The organism is Streptomyces sp. NBC_00234 (assembly GCF_036195325.1).
Lineage (GTDB): Bacteria > Actinomycetota > Actinomycetes > Streptomycetales > Streptomycetaceae > Streptomyces.
Genome location: NZ_CP108101.1, coordinates 4,102,457 through 4,126,154, shown reverse-complemented (window position 1 = coordinate 4,126,154; position 23,698 = coordinate 4,102,457). Strand labels below are relative to the sequence as shown.

Genomic DNA, 23,698 nt, shown 5'->3' with positions numbered 1-23,698 from the left:
CTGTCGTGGCCGGTCGGCCGGGGACGATGAGGTGGGGTTTCGATGAACGCGCCGTACGACGGTGACCGCGGCCAGGGCGCGGGCGGAGGTGGTTCCCCCGGTGGGCCGGCGGTGCCTCCGGACGGCTACGACAGCCCGACGCCCCCCGATCCGTACCTTCAGCACGCCTACGACCACGATCCCTACCGGGCCCAGGATCTCGCGGCCCAGGATCCGGTGAGCGAAGCGCTCTACGACCGCGCCGCGCACCCGCCGCCGCCGCCGGGCACGTTCCAGGAGCCGCAGCCCCTCTACCAGCAGCCGCCGGCGACGCAGTACGCCCCCGACCCCCGGCTGTGGGCTCAGACACCCGCTCCGGAGCCCTCGGGCCCGTCACGGCACCTCCCGTACGGCGACGACGCGGCGACCACCCAGTTCGTCGGAGTGGACGATCTGGTCACCCGCGCGTCCGACGACCGTGAGGAGCCGGACGCCTTCGCCCACCTCTTCCGGGACCAGGAAGGTTCGGGAAAGCCCTCCGGCACGCCCGAACCCGAACCGGCACCCGCTCCCGTCCCGCCCAAGTCCGGCGGCCGGGCCTCCAGCCTGCTCAAGTCCAGTGCCCTGATGGCGGCCGGCACCCTGGTGTCGCGACTCACCGGGTTCGTACGCAGCCTGGTGATCACCGCCGCGCTGGGTGCGGCCCTGCTCGGTGACGCCTTCACCATCGCGTACACCCTGCCCACGATGATCTACATCCTGACCGTGGGCGGCGGACTGAACTCCGTGTTCGTCCCGCAGCTCGTCCGTTCCATGAAGGACGACGAGGACGGCGGCGAGGCGTTCGCGAACCGGTTGCTGACCCTCGTGATGGTCGCGCTCGGTGTGATCGTCGCGATCGCCGTGTTCGCCGCACCCTGGCTGATCAGCATGATGTCGCGGACGATCGCGACAGACGCCGCGGCCAACAGCGTGGCCGTCACGTTCGCCAGGTACTGCCTGCCGACCATCTTCTTCATGGGCATCCATGTCGTGATGGGGCAGATTCTGAACGCCCGGGGGAAGTTCGGCGCGATGATGTGGACCCCGGTCCTCAACAACGTCGTCATGATCTTCACGTTCGGTCTGTTCATCTGGGTCTACGGCACCTCGGGCGAATCCCAGATGGGCGTGGAGACGATCCCGGACGAGGGCATCCGGCTCCTGGGCATCGGCACCCTGCTCGGCCTGGTCGTGCAGGCGCTCGCGATGATCCCGTACCTGCGTGAGGCAGGCTTCCGCTTCCGCCCGCGCTTCGACTGGAGGGGCCACGGGCTCGGAAAGACGATCAAGCTGGCCAAGTGGACCGTCCTGTTCGTCCTGGCCAACCAGGCGGGCGTCCTCGTCGTCACCCAGCTGGCGACGTCTGCGGGAGCCTCGTCCGACACGGACGGGACCGGCTTCCTCGCCTACTCGAACGCCCAGCTGATCTGGGGCATGCCGCAGGCCATCATCACCGTCTCGGTCATGGCCGCTCTGCTCCCCCGTATCTCCCGGGCTGCCCACGACAACGACCCCGGCGCGGTCCGCGACGACATCTCGCAGGGCCTGCGGAACTCGGCCGTGGCCATCGTGCCGGTCGCCTTCACGTTCCTGGCGCTCGGTCTGCCCATGTGCACCCTGCTGTACGCGTCCAGCGGCACCGAGGCCGCCCGCTCCATGGGCTTCATCCTGATGGCGTTCGGCCTCGGCCTCATCCCGTACTCCGTGCAGTACGTCGTGCTGCGCGGCTTCTACGCGTACGAGGACACCCGGACCCCCTTCTACAACACCGTCATCGTCGCCGCGGTCAACGCAGCCGCCTCCGCCCTCTGCTACGTGCTCCTTCCGGCCCAGTGGGCAGTCGTCGGCATGGCCGCCTCGTACGGACTCGCCTACGCCGTGGGTGTCGGTATCGCCTGGCGCCGACTGCGCAACCGGCTGGGCGGCGACCTGGACGGTGCACACATCGTGCGCACCTACGCCCGTCTCTGCCTGGCAGCGGTACCTGCGGCCGTCGTCGGCGGCGGCGTCGGATTCGCCCTCCTGACGGCACTCGGCGAGGGTGCGCTCGGCTCACTGGTCGCCCTCGTCTGCGGCGGCATCGTGCTGCTGGCAGTCTTCTTCCTGGCAGCCAAGAAGATGCGCATCGAAGAGCTCAACGGCATGGTCGGCATGGTCCGGGGGCGACTCGGACGGTAAAGGGGACCCGGGCCCGCACAACCATCGCCGGACACCGCGTGTCGTGCATAGCGCCGGAGTGTGGGCACAATTGGCGTGACTGTGCAGAGCCGGCTGGCATCGCTCAACGGATGGGGAGGCAGGAACGACGGTGGCGGAACGTAGCACGGCTGCCGTCGACGTGGCCGACAACAGCGGCGACGAGCCGCTGACCGCCAAGGCGGACGAGGCCACGACCGACGGGACCGCGGAACCCCAGGACACAGCAGGTGTGAGCCCCAAGGACGCGAACGGGGGGCGGGACGGTTCACGGGCCATTCCCCCGGCACCCGATCTGCACAGCGGCCACAAGCTCGCCGGACGCTATCGCCTCGAAGAGTGCGTCACCCGTCTGGACGGATTTAGCAGCTGGCGCGCTGTGGACGAGAAACTGCGCCGTGCGGTGGGGGTACACCTCCTCCCCGCCGACCACCCGCGCGCCCGCTCCGTGCTGGCCGCCGCCCGGTCCTCCGCGCTGCTCGGCGACCCGCGCTTCGTGCAGGTCCTGGACGCCGTCGAGGAGGACGACCTCGTCTATGTCGTCCATGAATGGCTTCCGGACGCCACCGAGCTCACCGCTCTGCTGGCCTCCGGGCCGCTGGAGGCCCACGACGCCTACCAGCTGGTCAGCCAGATCTCACAGGCGATGGCAGCCGCGCACCGTGAGGGTCTCGCGCATCTGAGGCTCACTCCCGGAGCCGTGCTGCGCAGTTCCACAGGGCAGTACCGGATTCGCGGTCTCGCCGTGAACGCCGCGCTGCGTGGCATCACCGCCGAGCGCCCGCTGCGCACGGACACCGAAGCCATCGGAGCACTGCTCTACGCCGCGCTGACACATCGCTGGCCCTACGAGGACGACGCCTACGGCCTTTCCGGGCTCCCGAAGGGCGTGGGCCTGATCGCTCCCGACCAGGTGCGGGCTGGTGTCCACCGCGGGCTATCGGAGATCGCCATGCGGGCGCTCGCCAACGACGGTGCGACCGCCTCCCGGCAGGAGCAGCCCTGCACCACGCCGGACGAGCTGGCCAAGGCCGTCGCGGCCATGCCGCGCATCCTGCCGCCGGAACCGACGTTTACCGCGCCGCCCGAGTACCAGCGCACGACCTACCAGCAGGGCACCTACGGGCGCCCGTCCGCCCGCCCCAACCAGGCGGCCCAGCCCGTCATGGCCGCACCGCCGGCTCCGCTGCAGAGCCGTACCGGCAGGGCACTGAAGTGGGCCGTGTCCGCCCTCCTGATCGCAGCACTCGGTCTGGGCAGCTGGCAGCTGGCCGAGACGGTCCTCGACCGGCGCAAGGACCCCGTGGATCCGGGCACCACCCAGACCACGCCGGAAGACGACGAGAAGAACCAGGAGATCGCAACGGGCAAGCCCGTCTCCATCGTCGGGGCCCGGGACTACGACCCCCTCGGGGTGGACGGCTCGGAGAAACCGGCTGCGATAAAGAACGTGCACGACGGTGATTCCTCCACCTTCTGGCACACGGACGGCTACTTCACCGCCGACTTCGGCAATCTCAAGGACGGTGTCGGGGTCGTTCTCGACCTCGGCAAGGTCCAGCAGGTCGGGGCTGTCGACGTCTCCTTCCTCGGCGGCACCACCTCGGTGGAGCTCCGGACGACGGAGGACTCGTCCGTGCCCGCGCTTCCCGGTGGTTTCAAGAAGGTCGCCGACGGATCGGGTACGAAGGTGTCACTCAAGCCCGACGAACCGGTGAAGGCACGGTACGTTCTGGTCTGGCTGACCAATCTGCCGCTGAGTGACGACGGACGATTCCGCGGCAAGGTCTCGGATATCAAGATCACCAGCTGACGTCACCAGGGGAGGGGGCTCACCGTTGGACAACGCCAGATTCGCCGACACGAACGACCAGGATCTCCTGGCCCAGCACGTCGCAGGCGATCCGGACGCCTTCGGCGAGCTCGTACGGCGGCACCGTGACCGGCTCTGGGCCGTGGCCCTGCGTACGCTCGGCGACCGCGAGGAGGCCGCCGACGCGGTCCAGGACGCTCTGATATCCGCCTTCCGCGCCGCCCACACCTTCCGGGGCCAGTCCGCGGTCACCACGTGGCTGCACCGCATCACCGTCAACGCCTGCCTCGACCGTGCGCGCAAGGCCGCTTCGCGGAAGACCGCCCCGGTCGACGACGCCGACCGGCTCGATCAGCTCCTGGAACCTCATGAGTCCGCCGAGGCGCCCGCCGAACGTCAGGATCTGCACCGCGAGCTCCTGGCCGCCCTGGCCAAACTGCCGGTGGAACAACGCGCCGCGCTCGTCCTCGTCGACATGCAGGGCTACCCGGTCGCAGAGGCGGCCCGCATACTCGATGTCCCAACCGGCACGGTGAAAAGCCGCTGCGCACGGGGTCGGGCGAGACTGGTCCCCATGCTCACCCATCTGCGCGGTGATGCCGGGGATAACGGCAACCACACTGGGGGAAGGAACCGCACGCAGGGGACATCCGTCCCACCGGCGTCGGGACCTAGAGATGCAGGGACAAGCGATCCTGCTGCTGCGAAGGGAGGAGGTGGGCGCTCGTGACTTCCACGGCCGACACGGATCAGCACCCGGACGTCTCGGAGATCTCGGATCTCACTGAGGGACTCCTCTCCGCCTCCCGCACGGCGGAGGTCCGGAACCACATCGACGGATGCGCGCTCTGCGACGACGTCCAGACCTCGCTGGAAGAGATCCGCAGTCTCCTCGGGACTCTGCCCGGCTCTCCGCGAATGCCCGACGACGTCGCCGGCCGTATCGATGCCGCGCTCGCCGCCGAAGCGCTACTGAACTCCACGGCTCCCGTCGAAGCGGACTCTGTTTCACGTGAAACAGAGTCCACCGAGGAGGAGACCGCCGGTGCGAAGACCACTGCGGACCGGCCGGCCGGCCACCCCCGAGGCGCTACCGGCCCCAACCGCCGCCCTGGCCGCCGTCGACGCCGTACGGCTGTCCTCGGTGCCGCATTCGGTGCAGCCGTTGTCGGCGTGAGCGTCTTCCTGCTGCAATCCGTTCAGACGTCGAACAACTCGGATTCAGCCTCCAAGATGGCGGACAGCAGCTCCAGCGCAGCCGACGGCAGTACACACACGTTCTCTGAGGGCACCCTGGAGGGTCGCGTCAGCGCGCTCCTCGGCGACGCCGCATCGAAGACTCCAGGGGTCGAGAAGAGGCAACCGAGCGTCGACTCGCAGGTGACCCCCGAGATGTCGTCCGCGGACCCCTCCGCGCCCCGCAACCCTCTGCGCAGGCCCACAGCGACTGTTCCTCCCTGCGTACAGCAAGGCACCGGTCGCAGTACCCCGCCCCTGGCAGCGGAACAAGGCAGTTACAAGGGAACCGATGCCTACCTCGTCGTTCTGCCCGACACGACGGACCCCTCGCGCGTGCAGGCGTACGTAGTCGACGCTGCCTGCGTCGACGCCACCCCGCCGGCCAAGGGACAGGTGCTCCTCACCGACTCCTACCCCCGCTCCTGAACACCGCGCCGAATGCCGCGGCACGTCGGGAATGCAGGGCCCGTAGGATCCGTTGGGTGGGGTGAGAGTCGTTGAACCGGCCCCAGTAGGCAGTAGGCAGTCTGCAGAGACGAGGAAGACACACGTGAGCGACGTCCGTAATGTGATCATCATCGGTTCCGGGCCGGCCGGTTACACCGCCGCCCTGTACACGGCTCGTGCGTCGCTGAAGCCGCTGGTGTTCGAGGGCGCCGTCACCGCCGGTGGTGCGCTGATGAACACCACCGACGTGGAGAACTTCCCGGGCTTCCAGGACGGCATCATGGGCCCTGAGCTCATGGACAACATGCGCGCCCAGGCCGAGCGCTTCGGCGCGGAGCTCATCCCCGATGACGTGGTCGCAGTCGACCTGACCGGCGACATCAAGACCGTCACCGACACGGTGGGCACGGTTCACCGGGCCAAGGCCATCATCGTCACCACCGGCTCCCAGCACCGCAAGCTCGGTCTGCCCAACGAGGACGCCCTCTCCGGACGCGGCGTCTCCTGGTGCGCGACCTGCGACGGCTTCTTCTTCAAGGACCAGGACATCGCCGTGGTGGGCGGCGGCGACACGGCGATGGAGGAAGCAACCTTCCTCTCCCGCTTCGCCAAGTCCGTCACGATCGTCCACCGCCGCGACTCCCTGCGTGCCTCCAAGGCCATGCAGGACCGCGCCTTCGCGGACCCGAAGATCAAGTTCGCCTGGGACAGCGAGGTCGCAGCGGTCACGGGCGAGCAGAAGCTCTCCGGGCTGACGCTGCGCAACACGAAGACGGGCGAGACTTCGGAGCTCGCGGTGACCGGTCTGTTCATCGCAGTCGGCCACGACCCGCGCACCGAGCTCTTCAAGGGCCAGCTCGACCTCGACGACGAGGGCTACCTCCAGGTCGAAGCCCCCTCGACGCGTACCAACCTGTCGGGAGTGTTCGGCGCCGGAGACGTCGTCGACCACACCTACCGGCAGGCCATCACCGCCGCCGGTACCGGATGCTCCGCTGCACTCGATGCCGAGCGCTTCCTTGCTGCGCTCGCCGACGAGAAGCTCGCCGAACCGGAGAAGACCCCCGCGGTCTGATCCACCCCCACCTCACACCCCGCGAAGTTAAGGAGGCCGCCGTGGCCGGCGACCTGAAGAACGTGACCGACGACACCTTCGACGAGGTAGTCCTCAACAGCAAGAAGCCCGTACTGGTGGACTTCTGGGCCGCTTGGTGCGGTCCGTGCCGTCAGATCGCCCCCTCGCTGGAGGCCATCGCGGCCGAGCACGGGGACCAGATCGAGATCGTCAAGCTCAACATCGACGAGAACCCGGCCACCGCTGCCAAGTACGGCGTGATGTCCATCCCGACGCTCAACGTCTACCAGGGCGGCGAGGTCGCCAAGACCATCGTCGGCGCCAAGCCGAAGGCCGCGATCCTCCGCGACCTCGAAGCCTTCATCGGCGAGTAACAGCCCGACGCACTCTGTTTCACGTGAAACGGGCCCACCCCGCGGGGTGGGCCCGTTTCTGTGTGCACGCCCTCCGCTCAGCTCAGAGGGGGCGTAGCGCGGGCTCCTTCTGCACAGCGCCCAGCAACCTGTCCAGGGCCAGTTCGACGTCTTCCTTCCAGGACAGCGTCGTCCGCAGTTCCAGACGCAGACGTGGGTACTTGGGATGTGGTCGTACGGTCTTGAAGCCGACCGCCAGCAGGTGGTCCGCCGGCAGTACACAGGCCGGCTCCTTCCACCGTGCGTCCCCGAAGGCTTCGATCGCCTTGAACCCACGCCGCAGCAGATCCTTCGCCACTGTCTGCACCAGCACGCGCCCCAGTCCCTGCCCCTGATAGCCCGGCAGGATGAAAGCAGTCATCAACTGCACGGCGTCGGGCGACACAGGGCTCGTGGGAAAAGCCGTCGCACGCGGCACATACGCAGGCGGCGCGTAGAGCACGAACCCGGCCGGCACGTCGTCCACGTAGACGACTCGGCCGCAGGAGCCCCACTCCAGCAGAACTGCCGAAATCCAGGCTTCCTTCTCCAGTTCGGGCCTGCCCGCTTTTACCGCAGCTTCCCCGCTGACCGGGTCAAGCTCCCAGAAGACACACGAGCGGCAGCGTCTGGGGAGATCCGGAAGGTTGTCCAAGGTGAGCGGTACGAGCCGACGCCCCATGAAGGCGGTTCCTCACTTCCTTCGCTCGCCGCATCCCGTGCGGCCGCCAGCGCACTCCGTTCACGAATCAAGCTGCCGAAGAACCCTCCGACGACTCCCAAGCCCAACCCGACTGTCATCAGCCGGCTGCGGCTCACTGTTCGCATACCCCCGACCTCCTCCGAGGTGGCATCAAGGTGGGTGCGCCATACCAGAACGCATCGTATCCACCCAGACGTGTCGCGGAAACCGGGAGAAAGCAAAGGGCGGGCTGTGGTCCGGCAAACGCCCGGACCCAGCCCGCCCTCGGTTCGTTCCTGGAGGTCAGTCCTCGTCGCCCTCAGACGGCTCCTCGGAGAGTCCCCGCTCCAGCACACGCCCCTCGCCCGGCGCGAGGCTGCCGAGAATGCGGTCCAAGTCCTCCATCGAGGCGAACTCCACGACGATCTTGCCCTTCTTCTGACCGAGGTCGACCTTCACCCTCGTCTCGAAACGGTCCGAGAGCCGGGAGGCGAGATCGCTCAGAGCCGGGGAGAGCCGGCCTCCCGCTCGAGGCCCCTTCGGCTTGGCCGAGCTCGAAGGAGTGGACCCCATGAGAGTCACGATCTCCTCCACCGCCCGGACCGACAGCCCTTCGGCCACGATGCGGTGGGCGAGCCTGTCCTGCTCCTCGGAGTCGTCCACCGAAAGCAGCGCCCGTGCGTGGCCGGCCGACAGCACACCCGCCGCGACCCGACGCTGCACCGGCGGCGAGAGCCGGAGCAGACGCAGCGTGTTGGACACCTGCGGACGGGACCGGCCGATCCGGTCCGCCAGCTGGTCGTGCGTGCACTTGAAATCCTTGAGCAGCTGGTCGTACGCCGCCGCCTCTTCCAAGGGGTTCAGCTGAGCACGGTGAAGGTTCTCCAGGAGGGCGTCGAGAAGCAGCTTCTCGTCGTCCGTCGCCCGCACGATGGCGGGGATCCTCTCCAGGCCGGCCTCACGGCACGCCCTCCAGCGCCGCTCACCCATGATGAGCTCGTAGCGGTCCTCCGCCACCTTGCGCACCACGACGGGCTGGAGGAGACCCACCTCCTTGATCGAGGTGACCAGCTCGGCGAGAGCGTCCTCGTCGAACACCTCACGCGGTTGCCGGGGGTTGGGTGTGATCGATCCCAGAAGGACCTCGGCGAAGTACGCCCCGGCCGCGTCCCTGGTCTCGGCAGCCGCCTCCGGCTCCACGAAGGGCCCACTGGGCTCCGGCACCACCGGAGCAGCAGGAAGCGTGGTCACCTTCGCAGCGGCCACACCGCGCTCGGCGGTCAGCACCGGAACCGAACCCGGCGAGGCCGACCCCGCCCCGGGAGAACCGACCTGTCGTTCCTGTGGTGCAGCGGGGATCAGCGCACCGAGCCCACGTCCCAGCCCTCTACGACGCTCACTCACTGGATGCCCTCCGAAACGCTCTGCTGGCTGTTCTGACTGCCCATCTGGGCATGCTGGGCCTCGTAGTGCATCCCGACCCCCCTCAGGGCGATCTCACGGGCCGCCTCAAGGTAGGACAAGGAGCCACTGGACCCCGGGTCATACGTCAGTACCGTCTGCCCGTAGCTCGGCGCCTCGGAAATACGCACCGACCGCGGGATGCTCGTCCGCAGCACCTCCTTGCCGAAGTGGCTGCGCACCTCCTCAGCAACCTGGGAGGCGAGCCGGGTCCTGCCGTCGTACATGGTGAGCAGGATCGTCGACACATGCAGATCCGGGTTGAGGTGACCTCGCACCAGGTCGACGTTCCGCAGCAACTGCCCCAGACCCTCCAGCGCGTAGTACTCGCACTGGATAGGGATCAGCACCTCGGCCCCGGCAACAAGAGCGTTGACCGTCAGCAGGCCGAGCGAGGGCGGGCAGTCGATGAGGATGTAGTCGAGCGGCTGCTCGTACGCCTGGATCGCCCGCTGCAGTCGACTCTCCCGCGCCACCAGCGACACCAGCTCGATCTCCGCACCGGCGAGATCGATGGTGGCGGGAGCGCAGAAGAGACCTTCGATGTCCGGGACGGGCTGAACCACTTCGGAAAGCGGCCTGCTGTCGACGAGGACGTCATAGATGGAGGGGACTTCGGCGTGGTGGTCGATCCCCAGAGCCGTTGAGGCGTTCCCCTGCGGGTCGAGATCCACCACCAGAACGCGGGCACCGTGGAGCGCCAGCGAAGCGGCAAGGTTGACCGTCGAGGTCGTCTTGCCCACTCCGCCCTTCTGGTTGGCCACCACCATGACGCGCGTCTGGTCAGGGCGGGGCAGCCCCTCGCCGGCGCGGCCGAGGGCCTCGACCGCCAGCTGGGCCGCACGACCGATGGGTGTGTCGTCCATCGGAGGCGGTGTTTCACGTGAAACACCCTCCCCCGCGGACTCGGTTCGGGGACCGGGGACCGGATCGGTCATCGGTCCCGCGATGTTGGCGTCGGACCGCAAGGATTCACTCTCCTCGACTTCAGGCTCGCAATGAACAGAGCCTGCCATGCTTTCGGGGTCGTGAACCAGCGAGGCCCGCTCTTCTGTGGATGAATCCACTTCTGTGGACAACTCGGCAGCCCGTACGAGCTTGCGGTCGCGCGGCGTGGCAGCCGCACGACCGCGGCTGATAATTCCCTGCAGCAGAGAGCGACGTTTCACGTGAAACACGATGCCTGCGCAGCGCCACCAGCCCTCTACGACACTCCGCACGAGGTACGTATGGCTGCTTGTATGGAGCATCACTGACAGAAGGTACGAACTGTATGTAACTGCTCGAAACGGTCAGTGATGCTCGGGGGGAAACTGCGGTCAGCGGCGTCGTCGCGTGCGGCCGACCCTCGCCGCCTTGGCCCTCTTTGCGGCGAACCTCACACCGCCCGGGCTCTCCCCGACGACCACGCGCACCACGGTTGTCGTCGGATCGACCACGCCCTCGCCGACATGCAGCACCTCGGTCTCCACCACACCGAGCTTGCTGAGAGCCGCGCGAGCGCCGTTGATCTCCTCCTCGGCGGTGTCGCCCTTGAGCGCCAGCATCTCCCCGTACGGGCGCAGCAGCGGAACACCCCATCCCGCGAGACGATCGAGTGGAGCCACGGCGCGAGCCGTCACGACGTGAACCGGCTGCAAGGTGCCGAGAACCTCTTCGGCCCTGCCGCGCACGACCGTCACATGATCAAGCCCCAGCAGCTCGACGACTTCCTGGAGGAAGTTGGTCCGTCGCAGCAGCGGTTCCAGCAGGGTGATCTTCAGATCCGGCCGGACCAGGGCCAGCGGGATACCGGGAAGACCCGCCCCGGAGCCCACGTCGCACACCGTGACACCCTCCGGAACCACCTCGGAGAGCACCGCACAGTTCAGTAGATGCCGCTCCCACAGCCGCGGCACTTCGCGTGGGCCGATCAGCCCGCGCTTGACCCCCGCGTCCGCCAGCAGTTCCGCGTACCGGACAGCCTCCGGGAAGAGCTCACCGAATACCGCCTGTGCCTCCTCAGGCGCCTGGGGGAGCTCTGCTGCCTCCGTCACGGGGACCGTCCTTCCGTACCGCACTAGCGCACTGTGGGTGGCTGACTATCAGGCTGACAAAGATCGGCCCCGCCTGCGAACAGACGGGGCCGACAGTACAAGGATCCGGTCAGGCCGGGAGAACGACGACGAAGCGCTGCGGCTCCTCGCCCTCGGACTCGCTGCGCAGACCTGCTGCCGCGACCGCGTCGTGCACGACCTTGCGCTCGAACGGCGTCATGGGGTCCAGCTTCACCGGCTCACCGGAGTTCTTGACCTCATCCGCGGCCTTGGCACCCAGCTCGGCAAGAACCTCACGCTTCTTGGCCCGGAAGCCGCCGATGTCGAGCATCAGACGGCTGCGGTCGCCGGTCTCCCGGTGAACAGCAAGACGCGTCAGCTCCTGAAGCGCCTCCAGGACCTCACCGTCGCGCCCCACCAGCTTCTGCAGATCACGTGCCGACTCGCTGATGATCGAGACCGCCGCCCGGTCCGCCTCGACATCCATGTCGATATCGCCGTCGAGGTCGGCGATGTCGAGCAGGCCCTCGAGGTAATCAGCCGCGATCTCACCCTCCTGCTCAAGGCGGGTCAGGGTGTCGCTGCCCTCAGCGGCCGTGGTAACGGTGCCTTCCGTCACGGATGGACTCCTTCTTACTTCTTGGACGGGTGCTTGGGCCGCTGCGGGCCCTTGCGCTGTCCGGACTTGGCTTGGCGTGAGGAGCCGGAAGCGGGCTTGCCCGCCGTCTTCGGCTTGTCGTCCTGCGCTGCGTCCTGCGAGGCGTCCCGCTTCTCCAGCGAGGTCTTGGCTTCCGGCTCGGCCGCGTCGGCTTCCTTGGCGCCGGCGGGCTGAGCAGCAGCCGTGTGACGCTGCGCCTTGGTCTGACGCTTGGGCTGCTGACGCTTCGGCGCGGGCGCGCCTTCCGCCTCGGCGATCGCCGCGTCGCTCTTCGCGACGGTGCCGTCCTCCTGAGCCGCGAGACCCAGCTTGGCCAGACCGGTGATGAACTTGCGCTCGATGTCGTTACGGTCCGGGCCCTTGGCCACGACCCGCTTGACGGTGTTGCGCCGCGTCCGGCCGCGCACCTGTCCATGAGTGGTGACGCTCTTCAGCAGACGCCCCAGGTACTGCTCCTGCGCCTTGCTGCCCGGCGTCGGGTTCTGGTTGATCACGTACATCTGCTGACCCATGGTCCAGACGTTGGTGGTCAGCCAGTACACGAGGACACCGACGGGGAAGTTGATGCCCATCACGGCGAAGATGATCGGGAAGATGTACATCAGCATCTTCTGCTGCTGCATGTACGGGGTCTTCACCGTCAGGTCGACGTTCTTCGTCATCAGCTGGCGCTGCGTGAAGAACTGCGAGGCCGACATCATCACGATCATGATCGCGGTGACGACGCGGACGTCGGTCAGGGAGGCGCCGAGCGCCTGGACCTTCTCCTCGCTGTCCATGAACTTCGCGGCCAGCGGAGCGCCGAAGATGTGCGCCTGCCGCGCGCTGTCGAGCAGCGGCTGGTCGATGACGCCGATCGTCTTGCCCGAGGCGATGGACGAGAGCACGTGATACAGGGCAAAGAAGAACGGGGACTGCGCCAGGATGGGAAGGCACGAGGAGAGCGGGTTGGTACCCGTCTCCTTGTACAGCTTCATCATCTCTTCGGACTGACGCTGTTTGTCGTTCTTGTAGCGCTCCTGGATCGCCTTCATCTTCGGCTGGAGCACCTGCATGTTCCGGGTGGACTTGATCTGCTTAACGAAAAGCGGGATCAGACAGATCCGGATCAGAACCACAAGGGACACGATGGACAGGCCCCAGGCCCACCCCGTGTCGTCACCGAAGATCGCACCGTAGATCTTGTGGAACTGGACGATGACCCAGGAAACGGGTGTGGTGATAAAGCTGAACAGACTGGCAATCGTGTCCACTAATCAGGCTCCTTGAGCATTGGGCGAGGTCTCTGTGGCCGGGCTCAGGGGTTCGGAGACCGATCCCCTGTGAGGCACATCGGCGGCGGAGTCCCCGCCCTTGCCACCGCGCAAAGAGCTGCGCAGCAGTTCGTGCCAACGCGGACGCTTACGTGGTGGAACATGGTCCACGCCGCCGGGCGACCACGGATTGCATCGAAGGATGCGCCATGCGGTCAGCGCCGTTCCCTTGATCGCACCGTGCCGGTCGATCGCCGTATATCCATAGTGGGAACACGACGGGTAGTAGCGGCAGACAGGCCCGAGAAGTGGGCTGATCGTCCACTGGTACAGCTTGATGAGAGCCAGCAGCGGGTACTTCATCGCGCGCCCCCTCCCAGGAGCCGCTGCAGTGCGGCATCCAGGTCTCGGGCCAGCTGTGCATGGTCGGCGTCGCCCGATCCGGGCAGCGCTCGTACGACAACAAGGCTACCGGGGGGCAGCTGAGCCAGCCGTTCGCGGACCAGATGGCGAAGCCTTCGCTTCACGGCAGTGCGTACGACCGCTCCACCCACAGCTTTGCTGACAACGAAACCCGCACGCGGCGGGGGAGCACTCTCCCCAGTCACGTGCGGGTCCGTTGAACCGCTGCTTAGATGGACGACGAGTAGCGGGCGACCAGCCCTACGTCCTCGTCGTACCGCGGTCGCGAAGTCCTCGCGCCGCCTCAGCCGATTCTCGGTAGGCAGCACGTCATGGACCTGTTAGCGATCAGGCGGACAGGCTGCTGCGGCCCTTGCCACGGCGGTTCGCGAGAATCGCACGGCCGGCACGGGTACGCATACGCAGCCGGAAGCCATGGGTCTTGGCGCGACGACGGTTGTTCGGCTGGAAGGTGCGCTTGCTCACTCGGGGGCTCCAGAAATGATCGTGTATTGGCGGGACATCGCCTGGCTGTCACCGTGCGCCCACGAGGAACTCGCGTAAACGCCTTAGTGCACCGCTTCACAATCACAGATCGTGATCTTTGCCCATCGGAGGCAGGCGGCAGCAGCCATCGACAACTCGACCTGGTCACGGTACGCGCGGCTGCGCCATCCGGTCAAACCGGCCTCGCACCACCCCATGCTGTACACAGCCTGTGGACAACAACTTGAACCGCGCGGGTCGGCCTGACTACCGTGGCTGAACTCCGGTTCTTTTCCTTCCCGACTGCCGGGCCTCACCCGACCCGACCCATCCCGTCCCGAGAACCACACATTCGTGGGACCTGCGAGAGAGCGTGCCCCGTGGCTGACGTACCTGCCGATCTTGCCGCAGTGTGGCCACGCGTGCTGGAGCAACTGCTCGGGGAGGGGCAGCAGGGCATCGAGCCGAAGGACAAGCAGTGGATCGAGCGCTGCCAGCCCCTGGCACTCGTCGCCGACACCGCACTGCTCGCCGTCCCCAACGAATGGGGCAAGCGCGTCCTGGAGGGCCGGCTCGCGCCGCTCATCAGCGAGACGCTCACCCGTGAGTGCGGCCGTCCGATCCGCATCGCCATCACCGTCGACGACTCGGCGGGCGAACCGCCGTCCCCGCCGGCCCCCCCGATGCATCAGTCGCACCAGGGCCAGCAGTCCCATCGCTACCAGGGGCCGCAGCGCGACGAGCCGCAGCACGACGACTCCTACGACGGCTACGGCCGGCGGCCCTCCGACGACGGCATGCCGACGGCACGTCCGGCCTACCCGGACTACCAGCAGCAGCGCCCAGAGCCCGGCTCCTGGCCGCGCACCCAGGAGGACCTCTCCTGGCAGCAGCCCCGCCACGGTGGCTACCAGGACCGCGATCCCTACGCGAACCCGCGCCCCCAGCAGCCTCAGCACGACTACCGCCCCCAGCCGCCGGAGCGCCAGGGCTACGAGCAGCAGCGCCCCGACCGCCACGACATGCAGGAGCAGCAGCCCCAGCACCGCCAGAACGGCCCCGGCACGGGGCGCGGCGGCGGTCCCGGCACGATGGGCGGCCAGTCGTCGCCCACACCGCGTCCCGGCGAGCCGCAGGCCAGGCTGAACCCGAAGTACCTCTTCGACACCTTCGTCATCGGTGCGTCGAACCGGTTCGCGCACGCCGCGGCCGTCGCCGTCGCAGAGGCCCCCGCGAAGGCGTACAACCCCCTCTTCATCTATGGGGAGTCGGGGCTCGGGAAGACCCACCTGCTGCACGCCATCGGGCACTACGCGCGGAGCCTCTATCCGGGGACCCGGGTGCGGTATGTGAGCTCGGAGGAGTTCACCAACGAGTTCATCAACTCGATCCGCGACGGCAAGGGCGACACCTTCCGCAAGCGCTACCGCGACGTGGACATCCTGCTGGTCGACGACATCCAGTTCCTGGCGAGCAAGGAGTCGACGCAGGAGGAGTTCTTCCACACCTTCAATACGCTCCACAACGCGAACAAGCAGATCGTGCTGTCCTCGGACCGGCCTCCCAAGCAGCTGGTGACCCTGGAGGACCGGTTGCGCAACCGGTTCGAGTGGGGCCTGACCACCGACGTGCAGCCGCCCGAGCTGGAGACGCGGATCGCGATCCTCCGCAAGAAGGCGGTCCAGGAGCAGCTCAACGCCCCGCCGGAGGTGCTGGAGTTCATCGCCTCCCGCATCTCGCGGAACATCCGTGAGCTGGAGGGCGCCCTGATCAGGGTGACGGCCTTCGCCAGTCTCAACCGCCAGCCGGTCGACCTGGGGCTGACCGAGGGCGTGCTGAAGGACCTGATCCCGGGCGGCGAGGACGCGGCACCCGAGATCACCGCGCCGGCCATCATGGCGGCGACCGCCGACTACTTCGGCCTGACGGTCGAGGACCTCTGCGGATCGTCGCGCAGCCGGGTGCTGGTGACGGCACGCCAGATCGCGATGTATCTGTGCCGTGAGCTGACGGACCTCTCCCTGCCCAAGATCGGCGCCCAGTTCGGCGGCCGTGACCATACGACGGTGATGCACGCGGACCGGAAGATCCGGGCGCTGATGGCGGAGCGTCGCTCCATCTACAACCAGGTCACCGAGCTCACCAACCGCATCAAGAACAGCTGACAGGCCGGCGCTTCGCCCCTGTACGACGAAGGGCGCCCCGGGAGGACCGTAAATGGCCTCCTGGGGCGCCCTTCGTCGTGCGTGGAGGGCGACAGAGGGCCGATATGAGGCCGCTGTGCACCGCTGTGGACCACGTGAAACCCCTCGCGGGAGCCGCTCCCGCCGCTCCTCCGCGCCCCCGCTGTTCGAATACGGCGCGGCTGAGGTCACTTCTCCACAGATCTGAGGGGAATCCGCCGTCCACAGCCTGGGGAACACAAAGTTGTCCATAATGCGTCCACAGGGGTGACGGCCGATACTCCATCAGACCAGGTCAGGAGCCTGGGGATTTGTGGTCAACGATGATCCACAGCCTGTGGACAAGTTTCTCGTCCACAGGGGGTCGTTTGGGTTGTCCACCGACGGCCCACAGGCTCGATGATGTTGTCCCCAGCTTCTCCACACCCCTGTCCACTGTTCGGCAACACAACACACGCTCTCACCGCCCGGAGTGAAAGGCGTCACACCAAGGAGGTCGGTTGGGCTGTGGGGAACGTGGGTAAAGCTGGGGACAGCCCTGGGGAGAAGTGACTGGCTCCTGTGCATCGGGTGTGCAGAACTTTCGTGTGTCCACAGAAGCCTTCAGTTGTCCACCGGTGCCACCCACAGGGGCAGTGGACAAAAAACTGGGCCTGACCTGCGAAAACGACGTTATCCACGGTTTCCACAGGCCCTACTACTACTGCCACACATAGTTAGCTAGGAATCCGCTTCGAAGTGGGGCCTGTGCACAACTTCGGCCGGGCCCGGTCCGGACCTCTTCTCGCGACTTGACCCCGAGCAGCAACGAGTGTCGGTGCCGTACGTCAGACTGGACCCCGGCGTCCTCCCCAGCCCCACGGCAGGAAGACCCGACCAGACGACGAAGGCCAGCAGGGCGAGCGAGCAACAGCAGGAGGCGGTTCCGGTGAAGATCCGGGTGGAGCGCGATGTACTCGCGGAGGCGGTGGCCTGGGTGGCCCGTAGCCTCCCGGCCCGTCCGCCGGCGCCCGTTCTCGCGGGCCTTCTTCTGAAGGCTGAGGACGGAGCCCTCAGCTTCTCGAGCTTCGACTACGAGGTCTCGGCCAGGGTCTCGGTGGACGCCGAGGTCGACGAGGACGGCACGGTGCTCGTCTCCGGCCGGCTGCTCGCCGACATCTGCCGCGCGCTGCCGAACAGGCCGGTGGAGATTTCCACCGACGGTGTACGGGCGACCGTGGTCTGCGGCTCCTCGCGATTCACACTCCACACCCTTCCTGTGGAGGAGTACCCGGCACTGCCGGAGATGCCGACGGCGACCGGCACCGTTCCCGGTGAGGTCTTCGCCTCGGCCGCAGCCCAGGTCGCCATCGCCGCGGGCCGCGACGACACCCTGCCCGTCCTCACCGGCGTCCGGATCGAGATCGAGGGCGACACCGTCACCCTCGCCTCCACCGACCGCTACCGCTTCGCGGTCCGTGAGTTCCTGTGGAAGCCGGAGAACCCGGACGCCTCGGCGGTCGCTCTGGTGCCCGCCAAGACGCTCCTGGACACCGCCAAGGCGCTGACCAGCGGTGACACCGTCACCCTTGCGCTGTCGGGCTCCGGTGCCGGTGAAGGGCTGATCGGCTTCGAGGGCGCGGGCCGGCGTACGACGACACGTCTGCTCGAAGGCGACCTGCCGAAGTACCGGACGCTCTTCCCCACCGAGTTCAACTCGGTCGCGGTCATCGAGACCGCACCCTTCGTCGAGGCCGTCAAGCGTGTGGCCCTCGTCGCCGAGCGCAACACTCCGGTCCGGCTCAGCTTCGAACAGGGTGTGCTCATCCTGGAAGCCGGTTCCAGCGACGATGCACAGGCTGTGGAGCGTGTCGACGCCGTGCTCGACGGCGACGACATCTCGATCGCCTTCAACCCGACGTTCCTGCTGGACGGGCTCAGCGCGATCGACTCCCCGGTCGCCCAGCTCTCCTTCACGACGTCCACCAAGCCCGCCCTGCTGAGCGGCCGGCCGGCCGTCGACGCCGAGGCGGACGACGCGTACAAGTACCTGATCATGCCGGTCCGCCTCTCCGGCTGATCCGGCGATCCGACCTGTCACGGCAGCATCCGGCGGGCACGCTCAACGCTGAGCAGGCCCGCCGCGCTGTCCCCGGCCGGGCGTAGGCTCGGTGCTGGGTACGAATCGGCACAACGCTTAAGGAATCTCTGATGGAGCTCGGTCTCGTCGGCCTCGGCAAGATGGGCGGCAACATGCGCGAGCGCATCCGCCGCGCAGGCCACACCGTCATCGGTTACGACCGCAACCCGGACGTCTCCGATGTCCAGAGCCTCGAAGAGCTCGTGGGCAAGCTGAAGGGCCCGCGGGTTGTCTGGGTGATGGTCCCGGCGGGTGCCGCGACCCAGTCCACCGTCGACGAGCTGGCAGCCCTGCTGTCCCCCGGCGACATCGTCGTGGACGGTGGCAACTCCCGCTGGACGGACGACGAGAAGCACGCGGTCGAGCTCGGTATCAAGGGCATCGGCTTCGTCGACTGCGGAGTCTCCGGCGGCGTCTGGGGCCTGGAGAACGGCTACGCGCTGATGTACGGCGGCGACGCCGAGAACGTCGCGAAGGTCCAGCCGATCTTCGACGCTCTCAAGCCCGAGGGCGAGTTCGGCTCGGTGCACGCCGGCAAGGTCGGCGCCGGCCACTTCGCGAAGATGGTTCACAACGGCATCGAGTACGCCATGATGCAGGCGTACGCCGAGGGCTGGGAGCTCCTGGAGAAGGTCGACTCCGTCACCGACGTGCGCGAGGTCTTCCGCTCCTGGCAGGAGGGCACGGTCATCCGTTCCTGGCTGCTCGACCTGGCGGTCAACGCGCTGGACGACGACGAGCACCTCGAGAAGCTCCGCGGTTTCGCCGCCGACTCCGGCGAGGGCCGCTGGACGGTGGAGGCCGCCATCGACAACGCGGTGCCGCTGCCCGCGATCACCGCGTCGCTCTTCGCGCGGTTCGCCTCGCGCCAGGACGACTCCCCGCAGATGAAGATGATCGCCGCGCTGCGCAACCAGTTCGGCGGCCACGCGGTCGAGAACAAGAAGTAGATCGAGCAGTACCGGCACGGAGCAGGAAATCGGGAGGTCGGCGCACATGCACGTCACGCATCTCTCGCTGGCCGACTTCCGCTCGTACGCCCGGGTCGAGGTTCCCCTCGACCCGGGCGTCACCGCGTTCGTGGGCGCCAACGGCCAGGGGAAGACCAATCTGGTCGAGGCCATCGGCTATCTCTCGACGCTCGGCAGCCATCGGGTGTCGTCCGATGCGCCGCTGGTGCGGATGGGTGCGGAACGGGCCGTGGTCCGGGCCGCCGTCACCCAGGGCGAGCGCTCGCAGCTGATCGAGCTCGAACTCAATCCGGGGCGGGCGAATCGCGCCAGGATCAACAGGTCGTCGCAGGTCAGGCCCCGTGACGTGCTGGGCATCGTACGGACCGTGCTGTTCGCCCCGGAGGATCTGGCCCTGGTGAAGGGCGATCCCGGGGAGCGCCGTCGCTTCCTCGACGAGCTGGTCACGGCGCGCTCACCGCGGATGGCCGGGGTCCGTTCCGACTACGAGCGGGTCCTGAAGCAGCGCAACACCCTGCTGAAGTCCGCGGCGATGGCGCGCAGGCACGGTGGCCGCTCGATGGACCTCTCGACGCTGGACGTCTGGGACCAGCATCTGGGCCGGGTGGGCGCCGAGCTGCTGGCGCAGCGGCTGGATCTGATCGCGACGCTGCAGCCCCTGGCGGACAAGGCGTACGCGGACGTGGCGCCGGGCGGCGGCCCGGTGACCCTGGAGTACCGGAGCTCGATCGGTGCCGGGGTGGAGCCCGCGCGGTCGCGCCCCGAGCTGTACGAGCAGATCATCGCCGCACTCGCGGAGGTCCGTAAGCAGGAGATCGAGCGGGGCGTGACGCTGGTCGGTCCGCACCGGGACGATCTGCTCCTCGGGCTGCGCGGAATGCCGGCGAAGGGGTACGCGAGCCATGGCGAGTCCTGGTCGTACGCCCTGGCGCTGCGCCTGGCCTCGTACGAGCTGCTGCGCTCCGAGGGCAACGAGCCGGTGCTGATCCTGGACGACGTGTTCGCGGAGCTGGACGCGCGGCGCCGGGAGCGGCTTGCGGAGCTGGTGGCTCCGGGCGAGCAGGTGCTGGTGACGGCCGCCGTCGACGACGATGTTCCGGGCGTGCTCGCGGGCACGCGGTACGGGGTGTCCGCGGGCGGGGTGGAGCGGCTGTGAGCGGGCGGAGGAAAGCGTCCGGGGCTTCGGTCCCCGGTGCCGGCGGTGGTTCCGAGCCCTCGCTGGATTCCGTGGGTGAGCCGGAGGCCGGTGACCGGGTGGCGAAGCCTCCGGAGGTCTCGGGGGTCGATCTGGCGCGGGTGGCCCTGCGGGCGGCGAAGGAGCAGGCGCGCGCGCGTGGCGCCGCGGCGCAGCAGAAGAAGCAGGCCGGGCGCGGTGGCGGGCTTCGTTCTGGAGCGCGGTCCGACGGCCGCGATCCACAGGCGCTGGGTTCGGCGATCAACCGGCTGATCACCGAGCGCGGGTGGGAGACGCCCGCCGCGGTGGGCGGTGTGATGGGGCGATGGCCGCAGATCGTGGGCGACGACCTGGCGAATCACTGCGTGCCCTTGCGGTACGACGAGGCTCCGGCCGAGCGGGTGCTGACCGTGCAGTGCGATTCGACGGCGTGGGCGACGCAGTTGCGACTGCTTGCTCCGCAGTTGGTGGCCCGGCTGAACACGGACCTCGGCCAGGGCACGGTCAGGGTGATCAAGGTGCTGGGGCCGACGGGTCCGCAGCGCCGGTTCGGCCCCCTGCGGGCACCTGGGAGTACGGGCCCTGGGGATACGTACGGCTGAGCTGCGGTTTTCCCGTTGCGCGGTGGTGAAGCCCCGGCCTGTGCCGGGGCTTTTCGCTTGGATCTCCCCGTGGCGGGGCTCCGCGCGCGGCGCTGTCCGCTGCTCCCGGGTTGTGGTGCTATGCGGGGATTGGTGACGGCCCACCGGTGGGCGGCGTCCCTCACCGTAGTGGGAGGTTGACAGGCCGAAGCGCTCAATGCCCGTGTGAGCCTCCTTGGCCCCCATCCCGAATATGGGGAGTCGGCGGGCGCCGGTTCAGGGCGGCACATGCGGACTCAGGTACCGGCAAACCCCCATTCATGTCGGCGCTACCGGTAGACTGATGACTAATCCCGTCCCTGTGCGGGATTCGTCGATACAAGCCGAACGACGCAGCCGCTCCCGCCTGTCCGGAGAACGGCCTGTGCTGTGCCAGAAAGGGCGCTTCGTGGCCGATTCCGGCAACCCCAACGAGAACAACCCGTCCACGACCGGTGAGAACGGCGAGGTCACGTCTTCGTACGACGCCAGTGCGATCACCGTGCTCGAGGGCCTGGACGCGGTCCGCAAGCGACCTGGCATGTACATCGGTTCCACCGGTGAGCGCGGTCTCCACCACCTCGTGCAAGAGGTTGTCGACAACTCGGTCGACGAGGCGATGGCCGGGCACGCGGACACCATCGACGTCACGATCCTCGCCGACGGCGGGGTGCGCGTGGTCGACAACGGCCGCGGTATCCCGGTCGGCATCGTGCCGTCCGAAGGAAAGCCGGCCGTCGAGGTCGTGCTGACCGTCCTGCACGCGGGCGGCAAGTTCGGCGGCGGCGGTTACGCCGTCTCCGGCGGTCTGCACGGCGTCGGCGTCTCCGTCGTCAACGCCCTGTCCACCCGGGTCGCCGTCGAGGTCAAGACGGACGGCTACCGCTGGACCCAGGACTACAAGCTCGGTGTCCCGACCGCCCCGCTGGCCAAGCACGAGGCCACCGATGAGACCGGTACGTCGGTCACGTTCTGGGCCGACGGAGACATCTTCGAGACCACCGAGTACAGCTTCGAGACCCTCTCGCGCCGCTTCCAGGAGATGGCGTTCCTCAACAAGGGCCTCACGCTCAAGCTCACCGACGAGCGCGAGTCGGCGAAGGCGACGGCGGGCGCGGACAGCGTCGAGGCGGCCGAGCCCGCCGAGGAGGAGACCGCCCGCTCGGTCACGTACCACTACGAAAACGGCATCGTCGATTTCGTGAAGTACCTCAACTCCCGCAAGGGCGACGTCATTCACCAGTCGGTGATCGACATCGAGGCCGAGGACAAGGACCGTCTCCTCTCGGCCGAGATCGCCATGCAGTGGAACACGCAGTACACCGAGGGCGTCTACTCCTTCGCCAACGCGATCCACACGCATGAGGGCGGTACGCACGAGGAGGGCTTCCGTGCGGCGCTGACCTCGCTGGTCAACCGCTATGCGCGCGACAAGAAGCTGCTCCGCGAGAAGGACGACAACCTCACCGGCGAGGACGTCCGCGAGGGCCTCACCGCGATCATCTCGGTGAAGCTCGGCGAGCCGCAGTTCGAGGGCCAGACGAAGACCAAGCTGGGCAACACGGAGGCCAAGACCTTCGTGCAGAAGGTCGTCCACGAGCAGCTGACGGACTGGTTCGACCGGAACCCCAACGAGGCCGCGGACATCATCCGTAAGGGCATCGCCGCGTCGACCGCCCGGGTGGCGGCCCGCAAGGCCCGTGACCTGACCCGCCGCAAGGGGCTCCTGGAGAGTGCCTCGCTGCCGGGCAAGCTGAGCGACTGCCAGTCCAACGACCCGACGAAGTGCGAGATCTTCATCGTCGAGGGTGACTCCGCCGGTGGTTCGGCGAAGTCCGGCCGTAACCCGATGTACCAGGCCATCCTGCCGATCCGAGGCAAGATCCTGAACGTCGAGAAGGCCCGGATCGACAAGATCCTGCAGAACACCGAGGTCCAGGCCCTCATCTCGGCCTTCGGTACCGGGGTCCACGAGGACTTCGACATCGAGAAGCTCCGCTATCACAAGATCATCCTGATGGCGGACGCCGACGTCGACGGCCAGCACATCAACACCCTGCTGCTGACCTTCCTGTTCCGCTTCATGCGGCCCCTGGTCGAGGCCGGGCACGTGTACCTCTCGCGCCCGCCGCTCTACAAGATCAAGTGGGGCCGGGACGACTTCGAGTACGCGTACTCGGACCGCGAGCGCGACGCGCTCGTCGAGCTCGGCAAGCAGAACGGCAAGCGGATCAAGGAAGACTCGATCCAGCGCTTCAAGGGTCTCGGCGAGATGAACGCCGAGGAGCTGCGCATCACGACCATGGACGTCGACCACCGGGTTCTCGGTCAGGTCACGCTGGACGACGCGGCGCAGGCCGACGACCTGTTCTCGGTGCTCATGGGTGAGGACGTCGAGGCACGGCGCTCGTTCATCCAGCGCAATGCCAAGGACGTCCGCTTCCTCGACATCTGAGTCGGCCGTACAAGC

Annotated in this window: 21 protein-coding genes; 12 read left to right on the top strand and 9 right to left on the bottom strand. The window is 67.8% G+C overall.

The window, feature by feature from the left end; translation table 11 throughout:
• Window positions 1-42 precede the first annotated feature (42 nt).
• From murJ to trxA, 6 genes are all read left to right on the top strand, one after another.
• On the top strand, window positions 43-2,199 hold the full coding sequence (murJ, locus tag OG230_RS18010) for a murein biosynthesis integral membrane protein MurJ (protein WP_328911258.1): 2,157 nt from the start codon (window positions 43-45) through the stop codon (window positions 2,197-2,199).
• 130 nt (window positions 2,200-2,329) lie between these two features.
• Window positions 2,330-4,030, top strand: coding sequence for a protein kinase family protein (locus OG230_RS18005; protein ID WP_328911257.1), 1,701 nt, complete (start codon window positions 2,330-2,332; stop codon window positions 4,028-4,030).
• Window positions 4,031-4,055: 25 nt separating this feature from the next.
• Window positions 4,056-4,760 (top strand): RNA polymerase sigma factor SigM, encoded by a 705-nt coding sequence (gene sigM, locus OG230_RS18000; protein ID WP_328911256.1) that lies wholly within the window; start codon window positions 4,056-4,058, stop codon window positions 4,758-4,760.
• Window positions 4,757-5,695 carry a hypothetical protein gene (locus tag OG230_RS17995; protein ID WP_328911255.1) on the top strand — a complete coding sequence of 313 codons (939 nt, stop codon included), beginning with the start codon at window positions 4,757-4,759 and terminating at the stop codon, window positions 5,693-5,695. The genes sigM and OG230_RS17995 overlap by 4 nt, the downstream gene beginning before the upstream one ends.
• A gap of 124 nt (window positions 5,696-5,819) precedes the next feature.
• A complete protein-coding gene (trxB, locus tag OG230_RS17990) occupies window positions 5,820-6,791 on the top strand; it encodes a thioredoxin-disulfide reductase (RefSeq protein ID WP_328911254.1) in 972 nt (323 codons plus the stop codon).
• 41 nt (window positions 6,792-6,832) lie between these two features.
• On the top strand, window positions 6,833-7,165 hold the full coding sequence (gene trxA / locus OG230_RS17985; RefSeq protein ID WP_328911253.1) for a thioredoxin: 333 nt from the start codon (window positions 6,833-6,835) through the stop codon (window positions 7,163-7,165).
• 82 nt (window positions 7,166-7,247) lie between these two features.
• On the opposite strand, the gene OG230_RS17980 is transcribed toward trxA, so the two are convergent.
• The 9 genes from OG230_RS17980 to rpmH all read right to left on the bottom strand — a co-directional run bounded on the left by OG230_RS17980 (window position 7,248) and on the right by rpmH (window position 14,161).
• Window positions 7,248-7,865, bottom strand: a complete 618-nt coding sequence (locus tag OG230_RS17980; protein WP_328911252.1) for a GNAT family N-acetyltransferase — start codon at window positions 7,863-7,865, stop codon at window positions 7,248-7,250.
• 303 nt (window positions 7,866-8,168) lie between these two features.
• Window positions 8,169-9,269, bottom strand: a complete 1,101-nt coding sequence (locus OG230_RS17975) for a ParB/RepB/Spo0J family partition protein (RefSeq protein WP_328911251.1) — start codon at window positions 9,267-9,269, stop codon at window positions 8,169-8,171.
• Window positions 9,266-10,342, bottom strand: a complete 1,077-nt coding sequence (locus OG230_RS17970; protein WP_328911434.1) for a ParA family protein — start codon at window positions 10,340-10,342, stop codon at window positions 9,266-9,268. The genes OG230_RS17975 and OG230_RS17970 overlap by 4 nt, the downstream gene beginning before the upstream one ends.
• A 303-nt stretch (window positions 10,343-10,645) precedes the next feature.
• Complete coding sequence (gene rsmG, locus OG230_RS17965) at window positions 10,646-11,362, bottom strand: 16S rRNA (guanine(527)-N(7))-methyltransferase RsmG (RefSeq protein WP_328911250.1); 717 nt, start codon at window positions 11,360-11,362, stop codon at window positions 10,646-10,648.
• A gap of 109 nt (window positions 11,363-11,471) precedes the next feature.
• Window positions 11,472-11,981 (bottom strand): Jag family protein, encoded by a 510-nt coding sequence (locus tag OG230_RS17960; RefSeq protein WP_328911249.1) that lies wholly within the window; start codon window positions 11,979-11,981, stop codon window positions 11,472-11,474.
• 14 nt (window positions 11,982-11,995) lie between these two features.
• Window positions 11,996-13,273 carry a membrane protein insertase YidC gene (gene yidC / locus OG230_RS17955; RefSeq protein WP_328911248.1) on the bottom strand — a complete coding sequence of 426 codons (1,278 nt, stop codon included), beginning with the start codon at window positions 13,271-13,273 and terminating at the stop codon, window positions 11,996-11,998.
• A 3-nt stretch (window positions 13,274-13,276) separates the two neighbouring features.
• Window positions 13,277-13,636: a membrane protein insertion efficiency factor YidD gene (gene yidD, locus OG230_RS17950; RefSeq protein ID WP_328911247.1), complete on the bottom strand. Its 360-nt coding sequence runs from the start codon at window positions 13,634-13,636 to the stop codon at window positions 13,277-13,279.
• Complete coding sequence (gene rnpA, locus OG230_RS17945) at window positions 13,633-14,004, bottom strand: ribonuclease P protein component (RefSeq protein WP_328911246.1); 372 nt, start codon at window positions 14,002-14,004, stop codon at window positions 13,633-13,635. The genes yidD and rnpA overlap by 4 nt, the downstream gene beginning before the upstream one ends.
• A 19-nt stretch (window positions 14,005-14,023) precedes the next feature.
• A complete protein-coding gene (gene rpmH, locus OG230_RS17940; RefSeq protein WP_003967884.1) occupies window positions 14,024-14,161 on the bottom strand; it encodes a 50S ribosomal protein L34 in 138 nt (45 codons plus the stop codon).
• 380 nt (window positions 14,162-14,541) lie between these two features.
• On the opposite strand from rpmH, the gene dnaA reads away from it, so the two are divergent.
• The 6 genes from dnaA to gyrB all read left to right on the top strand — a co-directional run bounded on the left by dnaA (window position 14,542) and on the right by gyrB (window position 23,683).
• A complete protein-coding gene (gene dnaA / locus OG230_RS17935; protein ID WP_328911245.1) occupies window positions 14,542-16,326 on the top strand; it encodes a chromosomal replication initiator protein DnaA in 1,785 nt (594 codons plus the stop codon).
• 946 nt (window positions 16,327-17,272) lie between these two features.
• On the top strand, window positions 17,273-18,403 hold the full coding sequence (dnaN, locus tag OG230_RS17930; RefSeq protein ID WP_328911433.1) for a DNA polymerase III subunit beta: 1,131 nt from the start codon (window positions 17,273-17,275) through the stop codon (window positions 18,401-18,403).
• Between the two features lie 131 nt (window positions 18,404-18,534).
• Complete coding sequence (gene gnd, locus OG230_RS17925; protein ID WP_328911244.1) at window positions 18,535-19,413, top strand: phosphogluconate dehydrogenase (NAD(+)-dependent, decarboxylating); 879 nt, start codon at window positions 18,535-18,537, stop codon at window positions 19,411-19,413.
• Window positions 19,414-19,459: 46 nt separating this feature from the next.
• Window positions 19,460-20,590, top strand: coding sequence for a DNA replication/repair protein RecF (gene recF / locus OG230_RS17920; RefSeq protein WP_328911243.1), 1,131 nt, complete (start codon window positions 19,460-19,462; stop codon window positions 20,588-20,590).
• A gap of 62 nt (window positions 20,591-20,652) precedes the next feature.
• On the top strand, window positions 20,653-21,210 hold the full coding sequence (locus OG230_RS17915) for a DUF721 domain-containing protein (RefSeq protein WP_443051593.1): 558 nt from the start codon (window positions 20,653-20,655) through the stop codon (window positions 21,208-21,210).
• A 403-nt stretch (window positions 21,211-21,613) separates the two neighbouring features.
• Entirely contained in the window at window positions 21,614-23,683 is a 2,070-nt protein-coding gene (gyrB, locus tag OG230_RS17910) for a DNA topoisomerase (ATP-hydrolyzing) subunit B (protein WP_328911241.1), read from the top strand.
• Window positions 23,684-23,698: the final 15 nt, after the last annotated feature.